At 43.6% G+C, this 13972-nt stretch carries 13 protein-coding genes; 9 read left to right on the top strand and 4 right to left on the bottom strand.

Annotated elements, in window-relative coordinates:
- Positions 1 to 63: 63 nt before the first annotated feature.
- On the bottom strand, positions 64 to 282 hold the full coding sequence (locus QT984_RS23265; RefSeq protein ID WP_333231097.1) for a hypothetical protein: 219 nt from the start codon (positions 280 to 282) through the stop codon (positions 64 to 66).
- A gap of 274 nt (positions 283 to 556) precedes the next feature.
- Here QT984_RS23265 and QT984_RS23260 point away from each other — a divergent pair, with 274 nt between their 5' ends.
- The 7 genes from QT984_RS23260 (at position 557) to QT984_RS23230 (ending at position 10522) form a co-directional block, all read left to right on the top strand.
- Positions 557 to 3178, top strand: a complete 2622-nt coding sequence (locus QT984_RS23260; RefSeq protein WP_333375053.1) for a DNA methyltransferase — start codon at positions 557 to 559, stop codon at positions 3176 to 3178.
- A gap of 53 nt (positions 3179 to 3231) precedes the next feature.
- The gene (locus QT984_RS23255) at positions 3232 to 3576 is read left to right on the top strand and encodes a DUF433 domain-containing protein (protein ID WP_333055562.1); all 345 of its coding nucleotides are present in this window, start codon (positions 3232 to 3234) and stop codon (positions 3574 to 3576) included.
- Positions 3551 to 3925, top strand: coding sequence for a DUF5615 family PIN-like protein (locus tag QT984_RS23250; RefSeq protein ID WP_333375051.1), 375 nt, complete (start codon positions 3551 to 3553; stop codon positions 3923 to 3925). Before QT984_RS23255 ends, QT984_RS23250 begins: the two co-directional genes overlap by 26 nt.
- Positions 3925 to 4533 (top strand): Uma2 family endonuclease, encoded by a 609-nt coding sequence (locus QT984_RS23245; protein WP_333375049.1) that lies wholly within the window; start codon positions 3925 to 3927, stop codon positions 4531 to 4533. Before QT984_RS23250 ends, QT984_RS23245 begins: the two co-directional genes overlap by 1 nt.
- A 171-nt stretch (positions 4534 to 4704) precedes the next feature.
- On the top strand, positions 4705 to 7530 hold the full coding sequence (locus QT984_RS23240; protein ID WP_333375047.1) for a BPTD_3080 family restriction endonuclease: 2826 nt from the start codon (positions 4705 to 4707) through the stop codon (positions 7528 to 7530).
- A 55-nt stretch (positions 7531 to 7585) separates the two neighbouring features.
- Positions 7586 to 9451: an ABC transporter ATP-binding protein gene (locus QT984_RS23235; RefSeq protein ID WP_333055565.1), complete on the top strand. Its 1866-nt coding sequence runs from the start codon at positions 7586 to 7588 to the stop codon at positions 9449 to 9451.
- A 474-nt stretch (positions 9452 to 9925) separates the two neighbouring features.
- A complete protein-coding gene (locus tag QT984_RS23230; protein WP_333055566.1) occupies positions 9926 to 10522 on the top strand; it encodes a Uma2 family endonuclease in 597 nt (198 codons plus the stop codon).
- Between the two features lie 213 nt (positions 10523 to 10735).
- On the opposite strand, the gene QT984_RS23225 is transcribed toward QT984_RS23230, so the two are convergent.
- On the bottom strand, positions 10736 to 11158 hold the full coding sequence (locus QT984_RS23225) for a hypothetical protein (protein WP_333055567.1): 423 nt from the start codon (positions 11156 to 11158) through the stop codon (positions 10736 to 10738).
- 293 nt (positions 11159 to 11451) lie between these two features.
- Between QT984_RS23225 and gnd the strand changes: the two genes are divergently transcribed.
- Positions 11452 to 12906, top strand: a complete 1455-nt coding sequence (gene gnd / locus QT984_RS23220; RefSeq protein WP_333055568.1) for a decarboxylating NADP(+)-dependent phosphogluconate dehydrogenase — start codon at positions 11452 to 11454, stop codon at positions 12904 to 12906.
- 103 nt (positions 12907 to 13009) lie between these two features.
- On the opposite strand, the gene QT984_RS23215 is transcribed toward gnd, so the two are convergent.
- Both QT984_RS23215 and QT984_RS23210 read right to left on the bottom strand, forming a co-directional pair.
- Positions 13010 to 13240: a hypothetical protein gene (locus QT984_RS23215; protein ID WP_333055569.1), complete on the bottom strand. Its 231-nt coding sequence runs from the start codon at positions 13238 to 13240 to the stop codon at positions 13010 to 13012.
- Entirely contained in the window at positions 13224 to 13421 is a 198-nt protein-coding gene (locus QT984_RS23210) for a hypothetical protein (RefSeq protein ID WP_333055570.1), read from the bottom strand. Before QT984_RS23210 ends, QT984_RS23215 begins: the two co-directional genes overlap by 17 nt.
- A gap of 77 nt (positions 13422 to 13498) precedes the next feature.
- On the opposite strand from QT984_RS23210, the gene QT984_RS23205 reads away from it, so the two are divergent.
- Positions 13499 to 13969, top strand: coding sequence for a restriction endonuclease (locus QT984_RS23205; RefSeq protein WP_333055571.1), 471 nt, complete (start codon positions 13499 to 13501; stop codon positions 13967 to 13969).
- Positions 13970 to 13972 lie beyond the last annotated feature (3 nt).

Raw genomic sequence — 13972 nt, 5'->3', positions numbered from 1 at the left:
GGTTAAATCATTCCGATGCAACCGGAAACGATATCAAGCGGTTTATGCTATGGTGGGATTCATTCAGGGCGATCGCTCGATCTGGCAGAGTTTGAGATGGAAAGGGCGATCGTATCCCTCGATCTGATATCTTGCACCATTCTCAATTAGCCGTAGGGGCGGGTTCGCCAACAGCCTTAAAGCTTGCAAATAGGTTCTATAAACCCGCCCGACCCCACGAAAAATCCTCTTATTGATATTGCTGCAAGATGTCAGTCGATCGAACTCAGCCTGCGATATCATTTCCGTTTAATTCGGAATTGTATCTAATCAGATTCTGTAGGGGCGGGTTCGCCGAGATATTTGATAAATATTGACAAATTCTATAAACCCGCCCCGCCCCTACGCCCGACGATACAACCGGAAACGATATGATTCCATTGTGGCTAGATAAAATTCATTTCAAGAATAGCCAAGATATTAGCAGACTAGAGCAATCCCAAAAAACATCTAACAAATTTGGCAAAGGTGTGGGATAAAGTGTAAGGTAAAGGTTTTGAGGGTATAGGGAAATCGTATGGCGAGGCAAAAGAAACCTGACCAAAGAGCGATCGGGCAATACAACCACGAAAACCAACAAAGGGTAAATAACCCACCCGTCGGACTGGTTACGCCAGACACCGATCCAGATGGGGATAGCAAACAATATGCCTACGATCCTCACCTTGACCCTCAGTTAGTTTGGGCTGGAAAAGCAGAACATACTAGCTTTGAAGTCCCTACAGTCTCGCTACACGTTCACGAACGCATCGATCCGCGCAGCATCATTGAAGCAGTGCGGAAGCAAAATCAAAGTCAGGGTGTACAGTTATCTCTATTTGAAACACCAGAAGAAAATCCACCGATTCGACAGGCGATCGAATTTTACAAGCACAAGCATAATTGGAGTAACCGCTTAGTTGCTGGAGACTCGCTTTTAGTGATGAATTCCTTATTAGAAAAAGAGGGAATGGCGGGACAAGTGCAGATGATTTATTTCGATCCGCCCTATGGAATTAAATATGGTTCAAATTTTCAGCCGTTTGTGAATACGCGGGATGTGAAAGATGGGAAAGATGAGGATTTGACTCAAGAACCGGAAACGATTAAGGCATTTCGGGATACTTGGGAGTTAGGGATTCATTCTTATTTGACTTATTTAAGAGATAGGTTGTTGTTGGCGAGGGATTTATTATCGGAAAGTGGTAGTGTTTTTGTCCAGATTTCGGATAAAAATTTGCATCATGTTAGAGAGTTAATGGATGAAATATTTAAAGCAGAAAACTTTATAGCTATTATTAGTTTTCAAACAACTTCTGGATTTGCAACAAATACAATAGCAACCCTTGGTGATTTCCTGATCTGGTATGCGAAGGATAAGAAACAGATTAAAGTTAAGAAGACTTTTCAAGAACAGAAAATAGTACCGGGTGAAGGAAATGCTCGATGGATACTGCTCTCAGATGGTAGCTATCGAGGGATTTCTGCTGTGGAAAAGCGGGGAAATGAGCCAATACCAAATGGAGCAAGACTTTATAAACCAGGTGATCTAGCATCGCAAGGAGCAGCAAAGGAGAGTCAACCATTTAAATTTCAGGAAAAAAAATATTTACCAGGAGGTAATGCTCACTGGAAAGCAAATTATCCAGAAGGGATGGAAAAACTCGCATTAGCAGGACGTATTCACGTTGCCAAAAATAGTATTCAATATCGACGATTTGCTGATGATTTTCCTTATCAAGAAATTGGTAATATATGGACTGATACACAAACTGGAAGTTTTACTGATGAAAAAATTTATGCAGTTCAGACAAATACTAAAGTTATTGAACGCTGTCTTCTACTGACCACCGATCCAGGTGACTTAGTTCTCGACATAACCTGTGGTTCCGGTACAACTGCCTATGTTGCGGAACAATGGGGGCGGAGATGGATTACCTGTGATACCTCAAGAGTAGCAGTAACCCTGGCAAAACAACGCTTGATGACTGCAACATTTGACTATTACCAACTTGCAAATTCCCAGGAAGGCGTAGGCAGTGGTTTTAAATACAAAACCGTCCCTCACATCACCCTCAAATCTATTGCCAATAACCCAGACATTCGGGAAGGCATGAACCGCATAGAAATCGAGCAAGCTATTAATAAATACGCCGACCAAGAAACCCTCTACGACCAACCCTTAATAGATAAATCCAGAGCCAGAGTTACAGGCCCATTTACAGTCGAAGCAGTCCCCGCCCCCATAGTCAAACCAATTGATGATGTTATCAATCCACCCGTTGCTGACCAATCAATTGCCCGTTCTGGCCAAACTCTGCGGCAATCAGAATGGCGTGATGAAATGCTAAAAACAGGAATTCGCGGTAAAAACGGGCAATACATCCTGTTTTCGCGAGTGGAAGCTTTACCCGGTACTCGTTGGCTTCATTCCGATGCCGAAACTAAACCTAACGATTTGGGAGCAAATACTGTCAAAGAATCTGGCGGCACTTATGATAAACCAATGCGAGTTGTGATTTCTTTCGGCCCAGAACACGCACCCCTAGAACAACGCCAAGTCACTCAAGCTATTGAAGAAGCACAAACTTTAGTACCCAAACCTAAATTAATTATCTTTGCCGCCTTCCAATTTGACCCTGAAGCGGCCAAAGACATCGACGAAACCAACTGGCCCGGTGTCACGCTTCTGAAAGCACAAATGAACATGGATATGCAGACAGAAGACCTTAAGAAAAAACGCGCTAGTAACGATAGCTTCTGGCTGATGGGTCAACCAGATGTCGCCCTCCGCCGCATTGATAAAGGCGAAAATAAAGATAAGTGGGAAGTAGAAGTTTTTGGCTTCGATTACTACAACACCAAGAGTGGAAATATCGAGTCTGGCAGCGTTGAAAAAATTGCCGTATGGATGTTAGATACCGATTATGATGGCAGAAGCGTTTTCCCGCGTCAGGTTTTCTTCCCGATGGCAGGAGAAAAAGATGCTTGGTCGCGTCTAGCCCGCAATCTCAAAGCCGAAATTGATGAAGATTTAATTGAGTCTTATCAAGGCACTGTATCCTTGCCTTTTGACATAGGAGAATATCAGCGTGTTGCTGTTAAAATTGTGGACGATAGAGGCATTGAGAGTTTGAAGATTATCCGGTTAACGCCATGATTTTCATTATTTATCACAATTCAAACCTTAAGCAACAAATGGAGGAATAAACCATGCTAATAGAAGAATATTTTGAGTTTTTAGCCGAGGATGACATTCGAGTAAAAGGGACAAGAGTGGGAATAGAAAGCATCCTCTATGAATATATTTATCAGCAACGTTCACCGGAGGAAATTTTAAAACATTTTTACACTTTGACCCTCGATCAAATTTATGCGACAATCCTGTATTATTTAAACAATAAAGCACTCTTAGATAAATATATCGAAGACTGGCTAGAATGGTCGCACCAACAACGAAAAGCCCAAGAATTAAACCCTCACCCAGCTTCGGTCAGGCTCCAAAAAATCAAGGAAGAAAGAAATAAAAACAATGGCGCTCAAGTATCTCATGGATGAAAATATTGACCCGATTTATCCTACTCAAATTCGGAGCAAACAAGTAGAATTAATTATTCGGGTCATTGGCGAACCTTTTATCCCAGCCAAAGGAACTAAAGACCCAGAGATTTTAGAATGGTGTGAAAAATATGACTTTATCCTAGTCACGAATAACCGTAAATCTATGCCTGTTCACTTAAACGATCATTTACAAGCAAATCATCATATTCCTGGGATATTTATTTTAAATGCGAACTTAAGCGTTGGGCAAAATATAGATGAATTAATTTTGATTGCTGAATGTTCTTTTCTCAATGAATATCAATATCAAATTATTCATCTACCTATCACTAAAGAGGTTTCCTGATGACTCAAGCGATATCCAAGTTAATGACTTTTGATGAATTTCTGGCATGGAAACCAGAAAACGGACGCTACGAACTACATAACGAAGTTATTGTTGAAATGCCAAATCCAACTGGTAAACACTCAGCTAGCGCCGGTTTTCAGGCGTTCGAGTTGGGTTTAGAAATCAGGCGATTGCAACTTCCTTACTTTATTCCCAAGGAATGTACAATTAAATTTAGCGATAACTCTGGCTACGATCCCGATGTAATTGTATTAGATAAACAAGCCGTAGCAGCCAATGAGTCTCGATGGGAAAGAGAATCAGTTATTACTCAGGGAGATTCCGTAAAATTAGTGGTTGAAGTGGTCAGCACAAATTGGCGTGATGATTATGCCCACAAAATGATTGATTATGAAGCATTAGGCATTCCTGAATATTGGATTGTAGATTATTTGGGTTTAGGTGGTAGCCGTTATATTGGTTCTCCGAAACAGCCTACTTTATCGGTATATCAGTTAGTAGATGGTGAATATCAAATTAAGCTGTTTCGGGGAGATAAAAGGGTTGAATCAGCGGTATTCCCAGAGTTGAATTTGACCGCAGAGAAAATTTTTAATTGTGGGTAATTATTCAGACTATAAATCTTATTTAGGACTTGCACACAGGGTGTGAGAAACCGGGTTTCTTGTCAGAGGATGACGCTGAAAGCTAGGTTTTAGTCAAGAAACCCGGTTTCTTTGATTTTTTACTATACCATCAACTCAAATTGAATAAAAAAAATTAACCTAGCAAAACTTATGTCATCACAAACTACAATTAATCAACTTATCATTAATTCTCCCTACGAAGAACCCAAACAATATTGGCACTACGATCGCACGTCTCGCCTGTTTAATCTTGCAGAAGGGAGAAGACCCGCAGGCTATATCATTGCTTCCGAAAGCTCCAAAACCTTCGACGATCCAGGCAAATTTGTCGAAATTCCTCTAGTTAACCAAATCCGCCCCCGCGTCAAAGCTTGGTGCGATGAAGGACACCCCGGAGTTACAGGCGTTACCAAACGTCTGCTAGAACACTGGCACAACTCTGAAGAACGCGACTTTCCATTCTTTTTCTGTCAGTTAGAAGCCATAGAAACCCTAATCTGGCTAACAGAATCCCCCGCGTCTGAAAAAGTTGGCATCGACATTCCTTCCGATGGGGGAAACTTCAAACGCCTGTGTTCCAAAATGGCAACAGGTTCCGGCAAAACAATCGTCATGGCGATGTTAATTGCATGGCAAATTCTGAATAAAGTTACCTATCTCCAAGACTCCCGCTTTTCCAAAGCTATTTTTGTCATAGCCCCCGGACTTACAGTTAAAAATCGCCTGCAAGTTCTGCTTCCCTCTGCTGAAAATAGCTACTACGAAATTTTCAATATTGTTCCTCTCGGCTTATTCGATCAACTTCGTCAAGGCAAAGTTTTAATCCGTAACTGGCACACCCTAAATTGGGAAACGGAGGAGCAAATTAAAAAGAAAAAAGGAGTTGATAAACGTGGTGCAAAAAGTAATGAAGCCTACGCAAGAGAGGTTTTAGGAGAACTTGGCAACTCCAGCAACATAGTTGTCATCAACGACGAAGCACACCACGCATGGCGCATTCCTGCTGAATCCAAAGTTAAAGGTGTCAGCAAAGAAGACTTAGATGAGGCAACTAAGTGGGTTGGTGGGTGCGATCGCATCCACCAAGCTAGAAAAATCCTCACCTGCTTTGACTTCTCCGCCACACCGTTCGCCCCGTCTGGTAAAAAGAGTTCAGAAGAAGCTTTATTTGGCTGGATTGTCAGTGATTTTGGCTTAAATGATGCGATCGAATCTGGCTTAGTCAAAACTCCCCGTGTTGTGATTCGCGACGATGCAAGACTCAACGTGCAAGATTTCAAATCCCGTCTTTACCATCTTTATCGAGATCCAGAAGTTTACGATGATGTAAATCGTAAAGCCAAGCCCAATGAATCGCTTCCTGATTTGCTCAACAACGGCTACCTCTTACTCGGAAAAGATTGGCTGGAAACTGCGAAAGCATGGAAAGAATCTGGGCATAAAGTTCCACCAGCAATGATTTCGATCGCCAACCGTACCGAAACTGCTGCCCGAATCAAATATGCCTTTGACCATAACAAAATTCAGGTCGAAGAACTCTGCATTCCAGAATACACCTTACACATAGATTCTAACGTTCTGAAAATGGCAGAATCCCAAGAGGAAAGCACTGAGATACAAGACACAAACCCAGAGACTGCCGAAGATGATAACTCTGATGATGAGCCTATTCGCAAACTTTCTAAGAAAGAACAGGCAGAACTTTTACGGCAAATGGTGGATACGGTTGGTCAAGTTGGGAAGCCTGGGGAACAGATTCAAAATGTCATCTCAGTTGGGATGCTGTCTGAAGGCTGGGACGCTAAAACTGTAACGCATATTATGGGGATTCGCGCATTCACCAGCCAACTTCTCTGCGAACAAGTCGTAGGTAGAGGTTTACGGAGAACTACTTACGACATCAACCCAGAAACAAACCTACTTGAAGCCGAATATGTTAATATTTTTGGTGTTCCTTTTACCTTTCTTCCCCACGAATCCGATGAAGGAACTCCGCCTCCGCCCCCTACTCCTAAAACTGAAATTAAACCAGATCCCCAAAAGCAGCAGTTTGAAATAAGCTTTCCCAATATCGTCCGCATTGATTACATTTATAAACCCGAACTCAAACTCGATTTGAGTCAGGTTAAGCCTTTGAAGTTAAATGCCTCTGACAATATTACCCTAGCAGACCTCGCTCCCAGTGTCGATGGCAAACCCGATGTCACGAAAATAAAGGCGATCGATCTAGAAGATTTAGGTCGAAAACAGCGGATGCAAAAAATCACTTTTGAGGTTGCTAGAGATATTTTCGATCAGATGAAACCCGGCTGGAAAGGTAATCGAGAATACTTACTGGCAAAACTGATTCAATTAGTCGAACAATTCATCCACTCAGATTTTATCCAAATTACTCCGCCATTGTTCAATCGAGACGAAATCCGACGACGTATCCTGATCACTCTTAATCTGAGAAAAGTCGTTGAACACATCTGGAACGCTATTTATTTAGAAAATACAGAAAGAATTGAACCAGTTTTCGATCCAGTTCATCCAATCCGATCTACAGGTGATATGCGTTCCTGGTACACAGGTAAACCTTGTGATTACACTCGTAAATCTCACATCAACTGCTGCGTCTTTGACAGTACATGGGAAGCCAGCGAAGCCTACGAACTCGATCGAGAAAGAAACGATAATATTGTAGATGCTTGGGTGAAAAACGATCGCCTGGGATTTGAGATTCTCTATATTTTTGGCGGAGTTGTTCGGAAATATCGCCCCGACTTTATAGTTCGTCTGAAAAATGGCAATTTTTTGATTCTAGAAACTAAAGGGCAACAAACTCGTCAAGATGAGGCTAAATGGGTATTTCTCGATCAGTGGATTAAAGCTGTTAACCAGCATGGTGGTTTTGGTTATTGGCAGTATGATGTATCCACAAATCCGGCTGATGTTCGATTAATCTTGGAAAAAGCGGCATTTCAGTTGAGATAAAGTTACTATAATATATCATCCGGGGATGAGTAGACCCGACACCTACCCACAAATAATGCAACCCATCCAAATTACCACATTCCAAGCTCTGTGGCGCAGCTTGGGCATGATAATCAAAGCCGCACCAATTGAACTCCGCAATTTAATAATACTCAACATTATCAGCGGTGCTGCCCCATCGGTCGTGCTTTTTTTAGATAAATTAATCATTGATGAAGTATCTCGGTTGCTGTCGCAAACCCAAACAGCACAGCCCCTTGCTTTGATGCTTTCCCGACCAATATTGCTGTGGAGTATTGGCGGAGTCTTAAGTCTTAGGTTAGTCGGCGATGCCCTAGACACAATGAGTTCTTTTGCAGCGACATCTTTGCGCGATCGCGTTCAAGGCTTTGTCGAAGGAAAAGTCCTCGAAAAAGTCGCCAATTTCGACGATATTGCCCTGTTTGAAAACCCGGAACTATTAAATATAGTAGAACTCGCAAAAACCGGAGTATTCAAAATACAGCAACTAGCATTTACCATCAGCATGACCATCACGGGAATTTTTATATTTATTCCATCGATAGGCCTTGCTGCTGCAATAGCTTGGTGGGTGCCAGTGGTGATGTTGATTTCATCCTGTCCCTCAATTTACATCCAAAGAAAATATAGCAAAATCATCTGGAGAGTTCAAAGAAAGCAAGCTAAAATCAGCCGCGAGATGAACTTGTCCGCTAGAGTCCTGACGGGCGAAGAATATGCTAAAGAATTGCGTTTGTTTGGCTTGCAGGAACTTTGGCTCAAACGCTGGCAGGAGCAGTTTTTGCAATTTTTTAGCGAGATGCAGCAAATCCGAAAAAAAGGAGCAATTGTTTTACTTTTGTGGTCAGTGTTTAGTAGAATCGGAGTAGCTTTGCCCTTTGTTTATGTGGTAATGGGAGCTTTGGGAGGGCGCTATACTTTGGGAGATTTGGCGCTGTATTCGGGTTTGATTGTTCAGGTGGAGCAAAGTTTGCAGTTACTTATAGGCAATTATGCTAATTTGTACGATATTTCCCTCGGTGTTACTCCGATTTTTCAACTTTTGGAACTCAAACCAGAATTGCAGTCTCCGCTTGGAGATGTAGCATCTCGCCTGCCTAGTTTACCAGAAGACGGGCTAGATGCCTGCCCCACAAAAGATAAAATTGGCATCGAGATTAAGCATTTATCTTTCTGTTATCCCGGTAGCAATAAAAGCACGATCGCAAATATCGACTTAACCATTAATCCGGGTGAAATGCTAGTGCTTGTTGGTGAAAATGGCGCGGGTAAAACCACCCTTGGCAAACTGCTCGGCAGACTGTACGATCCGACAAGCGGTACGATCGACTGGAACGGCAAAGATTTGCGATCGTACTCTCTAGCATACGTGCGATCGCGCATCGCCGTCGTCATGCAAGATTACGCCCGTTTCCCCTCGACAGTCCGCGAAAACGTCGGTTTCGGCGACTTGCTTTCACTGTCAGATGACACCGCAATTAATGAAGCTATTTCCGAAGCAGGAATTAGCGCCAAAGTAAATAGTCTTTCCGCAGGTTTAGAGACTCCGTTGGGGAAACAATTAGAAGACGGCATAGACTTATCGGGGGGACAGTGGCAAAGAATTGCGATCGCCCGCGCCTTAATGCGGCTTTCTACAGCCGAAGTGCTCATTTTTGACGAACCAACCGCCGCCCTCGACCCCAAGACAGAACACGAAATTTACAGCATCTTCCGCCAAATAGCCGCCGGGAAAACAACCATAGTCATCAGTCACAGATTGGGATTAGCAAAAATTGCCGATCGCATCGCCGTCATGGAAAACGGTAAAATAGCAGAAATAGGAACTCACGACGAATTGATAGCATCAAACGGAATTTACTGCTCAATGTTCACCCGTCAAGCTAGCAGCTATATTTAGAATTAAACAAACAGTCCGCCAGGGGTTTTAACCCCTGTCTCATAGCAAAAGTCGGTTGAAACCGACTGAGGAGATATTGCAATGCTTGTTCAAAAATGTGTCTTTCAGTCCTCTTTGAGAGGACTTTTGCTATGAGACGGGGGTTTTCAACCCCCGGCGGACTTGTGGGTTAGCGTGGGGAATTAAGCGCGGGTGATTGCGATCGATTATCGCGGATTTGCGCTCTAATTTCTCTCGTTAGGTGGCGAGAAACCGAGTTTCTGCGACAAGTTTCAGTTGAGTACGAGAAATATCGGAAGAAACCCGGTTCCTGGGATTAGCTGCGTGGCGAGAAACCGGGTTTCTGCGACAATTTTCCGCCTCGCACGAGAAATATCGAAAGAAACCCGGTTTCTGAGCGTGCGATCTTTTTGAGAAAATTGTCAGAAAGTGCGAGTTATAATAAAACCAAGCTAGTTGGCGATAATATCAACGATGGAAACTATAACTCTCAACCTACCTGCATCCGTCGCTTTAACCGACGAACAATTTTATCAATTGTCCATCGCTAATGAAGAGTGGCGATTAGAACAAACCCCCGAAGGAGAACTAATTATTATGCCTCCAACAGGCGGCGAAAGCGGCATCAGAAATTCGGATCTCAACCTGGGACTCGGTTTGTGGAATCGTCAGACTCGATTGGGAAAAGTCTTTGACTCTTCCACTATCTTTCAATTACCCAACGGTGCGAAGCGTTCCCCTGATGCTGCTTGGGTACTCCTAGAACGTTGGGAAGCATTATCCGCAGAAGATAAGCGCAAATTTCCTCCCCTGTGCCCGGACTTTGTAATAGAATTGCGTTCGCAAAGTGATTCCCTAGAAACATTGCGGGCTAAAATGCGGTATTATCGAACTAACGGCTGTCGCTTAGGTTGGCTAATTGACCCCCAAACGCCTTTAGTAGAAATCTATCGCTTGTCTGAAGATGTAGCAGAAGTGATTAATTTCTCTTTTGACCAACCGCCTACACTTTCGGGTGAAGATGTACTTCCCGGATTTCTTCTAGATATTACACCTATTCTCAATCCTTGAATCTAGATCGAGAACTGTCGCCCAAGTTGCGAAAAACCGGGTTTCTGCGACAATTTTTGGTTGAGTACGAGAGATATAGGAAGAAACCCGGTTTTTGGGATTAACTGCGTGGCGAGAAACCGGGTTTCTGCGACAATTTTTGGTTGAGTACGAGAGATATAGGAAGAAACCCGGTTTCTGAGATTCTTGTGCCTCCAAAAAGTCGATCGCAAATTATCTCCCCGTCAACGTATCCGCATAAGGATCGGGCAAAGCTTGCTGCACCTCCAAAAGCGGCAAAGGATCTCCAGTCAACGGTTGGCTAATCAAATTTTTTTTTACCCCATCCCCCTTGCGATCGCGCTCTTGCAAATGCGATAATTCCTCTTGATAAACCGCAAGAATTCGCGCCAAACTCGCCGCCAAATCATCCCAATTCTCATCTCCTCCCAACTTCTCAGAAATTCCCTCAAATAACTCTCCCGCTTGCCTTTTTTGAACATAAGCTTTCAAAAGCTTTCCCGACTTTTGCAAAACGGCCTGATAAATATCCCCATCAGACCACCACAGCCCCTGTTGACTCAGCAGCCAAGTCAAAATATACTCGCGAGCGTGTTGCTCCTTCACCCAGGCCGCGAGATACTGCAAATCTTCCATAGTTACAACAGTCTCCTCAATTTTCCTCAAAATGTCCGCTTGTTTGTATCTACCGTTACCGCGATCGACATAATACCTGCCTTATCATCACCTGTCGGCGTCATTAATATCCCTTAAATCTTAAAAAAACCCTACTGATTTACCAAACAGCAATTCTGAGAATATAAAAATAAACCTAAACCTCCTAGGTCTATTGTCCAATACTTTTAGTCCACCGGAAAGCGCTACACCCCGCCTCGCTTTCCTCTCTCGCAAACCTATCATCAAGCGGGAACAACCAGCGGGTTATTAGCATGACAAAGCAAAATTTTGGTTTAATCGGTCTAGCAGTGATGGGCGAAAACCTAGCGCTCAACGTCGAAAGCAGAGGCTTCTCCGTGGCTGTATACAACCGCACCGCAGCCAAAACCGACGACTTCATGGCCAAGCGCGCCCCCGGCAAGAACATTGTAGCCGCCAAGACTCTGACAGAATTCGTCGATATCCTAGAAACCCCGCGCAGAATCTTAGTCATGGTGCAAGCTGGGAAACCCGTAGATGCAGTCATCGACCAGCTCAAACCCATGCTGTCACCGGGCGACATGATTATTGACGGCGGCAACTCGCTCTACGACGACACCGAACGCCGCACCAAAGATTTAGAATCGATCGGACTGGGATTTGTCGGCATGGGAATCAGCGGCGGCGAAGAAGGCGCGCTGAATGGTGCTAGTTTGATGCCCGGTGGCACCCGCACTGCTTACGGCCTACTAGAGCCAATTCTCACCAAAATTGCCGCTCAAGTAGATGACGGCCCCTGCGTCACATTCATCGGCCCTGGTGGCGCTGGCCACTACGTGAAGATGGTTCACAACGGCATTGAGTACGGTGATATGCAGCTCATTGCTGAAGCCTACGATTTGCTCAAAAACGTTGGTGGATTGAACGGCCAGCAGTTGCAGGAAGTTTTTGCCGAATGGAATACCACAGACGAGCTCAACTCGTTTTTGATTGAAATTACGGCTAATATTTTCAAGTACATTGACCCGGAAACTAAGCAACCCTTAGTTGAGGTAATTATGGACGCAGCCGGTCAGAAAGGTACGGGCCGCTGGACTGTAATGAGTGCTTTGGAATTGGGCGTGAGCATTCCCACAATTATCGCTGCTGTGAATGCCAGAATCATGTCTTCTTACAAAGACGAGCGCATCAAAGCTTCCCAAGAACTAACCGGGCCTAGCGGCAAGTACGAAGGCGATACTAAAGAGTTTGTGAATAAAGTCCGGGATGCGCTTTACTGCTCGAAGATTTGCTCCTACGCTCAAGGCATGGCGCTGTTGAGCGCGGCATCGAAGTCCTACAATTACGACTTGAGTTTGAGCGAAATTTCCCGAATTTGGAAGGGTGGCTGTATCATTCGGGCTGGCTTTTTGGACAAGATTAAAACAGCTTTCAAGGACGATCCTACGTTGCCGAATTTGCTGTTAGCGCCGGAGTTCAAACAGAGCATTCTCGATCGCCAATCGGCTTGGCGAGACGTGTTAGCTACTGCTTGCCAACTGGGGATTGCAGTGCCAGCATTTAGCGCCTCGCTGGACTATTTTGATAGCTACCGACGCGAAAGATTGCCACAAAACCTCACGCAAGCTCAGCGTGATTATTTTGGGGCTCACACCTACGAACGCACCGACAAACCGCGCGGTGAATTCTTCCACTCTGAGTGGACGCAGACTGCTAAAGAGTCGCTGCAAACCGGTACTACGGACTAATTAATTTTTGTAGGGTGCGTTTCGGCGCACCTTACTAATTTCGGATTTTGAACCGCTTCATCCGTGGGCTCGCCTCTCAAATCTAAAATCTAAAATCTAAAATTCATTGACGTTTGTTTTTGAGATAGGTTTTAATATATTCGTCGTTAAAGAGCGATCGGGCGATCGTCAGTGCTTCTTGTCTTTCTGCGTCTGTCATGTAATCATCGCCTTTTATACCTGATGGCGGGTGTCGAGGATCGCCGCCTGCATCGAGGAATCGCTGACGTGCGATCGCCATTAATTCTCCCAATCTGCGGTCTTGTTCTCTTCTAATATCATGCGGTTTCGTCATAGTCTTCCAGCTCGTCTATACGAATAATCTCGCCACTTTGTAGTATAGCAGCCCTTGGTAAAACTCGACTAGGGGTTTCGATGTACCAAAAGCCCTTTTCTTCATCATATATTCTCCAGATGAGCAAGTCGAGAGTTTCCAGGGCATTGATAATTAAGTATTGAACTCCTGATGATGGCATAGGTTGATGTGTAGTTGAGCCTGTACTGAGCAAATCTGGTACAATTATAACTACTCCTTTAAAATAAATGTAATTTTATGAAACCTTTTATAGTGAGAGCAGCAGCCGTTTTCAGTGATATTGCAGCATTGGTATTTGATAAATTAACAGAAGAAGATCAAAGAAAACGTTTATTAGATAGTGGTATTCTGGAAGTGGATGAAATGACTGGTAAAGAGTTTGAAATATTTCTCAATATCCATTTTAGGAACTTGGGTTATAGTGTTACTTTAACTCAAGATAGTCAAGATTATGGGGCTGATTTAATTTTATACAAAAATGGCTCAAAAACCGTGGTTCAAGCCAAAAGAAGCAAAAATCCAGTTGGGATTAAAGCAGTTCAAGAAGTAGCAGGAGCCGTCAGACATTACAAAGGAAATAAAGGTAGAGTAATCACTAACAACAGATTTACAGAAAACGCTTGCAAACTTGCTCAATCTAACGATGTAGAGTTATGGGATCGAAAAAAACTAATTGAGTTTATACTCACAGCTAAGAATTATCAATAAATC

This window comes from Microcoleus sp. Z1_B2, assembly GCF_036700325.1.
Classification (GTDB): Bacteria; Cyanobacteriota; Cyanobacteriia; order Cyanobacteriales; family Microcoleaceae; genus Microcoleus.
The sequence above is the reverse complement of the archived record's forward strand: the minus strand, read 5'-3'. Positions and strand labels throughout refer to the sequence as shown.